This window comes from Rhodococcus sp. (in: high G+C Gram-positive bacteria) (assembly GCF_049591685.1).
Lineage (GTDB): Bacteria > Actinomycetota > Actinomycetes > Mycobacteriales > Mycobacteriaceae > Rhodococcoides.
Window position 1 is genome coordinate 1 of the sequence record NZ_JBAWFH010000282.1, and the last position, 1,913, is coordinate 1,913.

General features: G+C 63.7%; 2 protein-coding genes. Both read right to left on the reverse strand.

From position 1 onward, the window contains the following. Positions 1 to 46: 46 nt before the first annotated feature. Complete coding sequence (locus WBQ44_RS11840) at positions 47 to 1,690, reverse strand: monocarboxylic acid transporter (protein ID WP_495566884.1); 1,644 nt, start codon at positions 1,688 to 1,690, stop codon at positions 47 to 49. Then, on the reverse strand, positions 1,687 to 1,913 hold a 227-nt coding region (locus WBQ44_RS11845), incomplete at its 5' end, for a DUF485 domain-containing protein (RefSeq protein WP_495566885.1). The genes WBQ44_RS11840 and WBQ44_RS11845, both read right to left, overlap by 4 nt.

Consider the following 1,913-nt stretch of genomic DNA (forward strand, 5'->3'; position numbering starts at 1 on the left):
CCGACGTAGTCGTCGGCCGCCTCGGCGTGGTGCGAAACCGTCCTGATCAGTGCGCGGTTGCCTTCTCCGCACCGATACCGGTAAGCGAGCGAACCTCCATTTCGGCCTGCTTCGCCTTGCTCTCGGAGTCCTTCGACAGCAGGGTGCCGACAATGCCGAGGACGAACGCGAGCGGGATTGCCACGATGCCGGGGTTGGACAACGGGAACCATGCGAAGTCCGAATTGGGAAGCATCGCGGTCGGGGATCCGGAGACCGCCGGGGAGAACACGATGAGCACCAGCGTCGAGATCAGGCCGCCGTACATGCTGCACAGCGCGCCCGTGGTGTTGAACCGGCGCCAGAACAGCGAGTAGACGATGGTCGGCAGGTTCGCGGCCGCGGCGACCGCAAATGCGAGGGCGACGAGGAAGGCGATGTTCTGCCCGTTGGCGAGGATGCCCAGACCGATGGCAAGGATGCCGATGACGACGGCGGTGATGCGCGAGACCCGAACCTGCTTGACTTCGTCGACGTCGCCCTTCTTGATCACGTTGGCGTAGATGTCGTGGGCGAACGACGCCGATGCGGTGATCGTCAGGCCGGCGACGACGGCGAGGATCGTCGCGAAGGCAACCGCCGATATGACACCGAGGAGGACGACACCGCCGAGTTCGAAGGCGAGAAGCGGTGCGGCCGAGTTCTGTCCGCCCGCGGAGGCGAGAATGCGGTCCGGTCCGACGATGGCTGCGGCGCCGTAGCCGAGAACCAGCGTGAACAGGTAGAAGGCACCGATGAGGGCGATGGCCCATACGACGCTGCGACGAGCTTCCTTGGCGGTGGGGACGGTGTAGAAGCGCATCAGCACGTGCGGCAGACCTGCCGTGCCGAGGACGAGGGCGATACCGAGCGAGAGGAAATTGAGCTTCGACATTCCGCTGCCGCCGTACTGCGCACCCGGTTCGAGCACGTCGCGTGCTGCGACCTTGGCATCGGCCGATCCTGCCACCATCTCCTGCGCGCTACCGAGCAGTTCCGAGAAGTTACCGCCGAACTTGACGAGCACCAGGACGGTCATGAACAGTGCACCGGCGATCAGCAGAACGGCCTTGATGATCTGCACCCAGGTGGTGCCCTTCATGCCGCCGACCAGCACGTAGGTGATCATCAGTACGCCGACAACGGCGATGACGATGGACTGTCCGGTGCGGTCGGAGATGTCGAGCAGCAGTGCGACGAGTCCGCCCGCTCCGGCCATCTGCGCGAGGAGGTAGAACAACGAAACCGTCAGCGTCGAGATCGCGGCGGCCGTGCGTACCGGACGCTGCTTGAGCCGGAAACTCAACACGTCGGCCATCGTGAATTTGCCTGTGTTGCGGAGCAATTCGGCGACGAGAAGCAGTGCGACCAGCCAGGCGACGAGGAACCCGATGGAGTACAGGAAGCCGTCGTAGCCGTAGACGGCGATGGCCCCTGCGATACCGAGGAAGCTGGCTGCGGACAGGTAGTCACCGGCGATGGCGACGCCGTTCTGTGGCCCGGAGAAGCCACCGCCTGCGGTGAAGAACTCGGACGCCGTGGCGTTTTTCTTGCTCGCTCGGATGACCACGAACATCGTCACGGCGACAAACGCGCCGAAAATCGCGATGTTGACCAGTGGTTCGCCGACGGTGGTGTCGACGTCCTGCGCGAGAATAGATGCGAGCGTCATTGCCTGGCCTCCTGCGAGGTGATCATGTCGTTGCGGAGTGCTTCGGCGCGCGGGTCGAGCTCACGGTTGGCGAACCTGACGTAGATCCCCGTGATGGCGAAGGTGGTGATGAACTGTGCGAGTCCGAGCAGCAGACCAACGTTGACGTTTCCCCACACCTGGGTGGACATGAAGCCCTGCGCATAGTTGCTCAGCAGCACGTAGACGATGTACCAGATCAGAA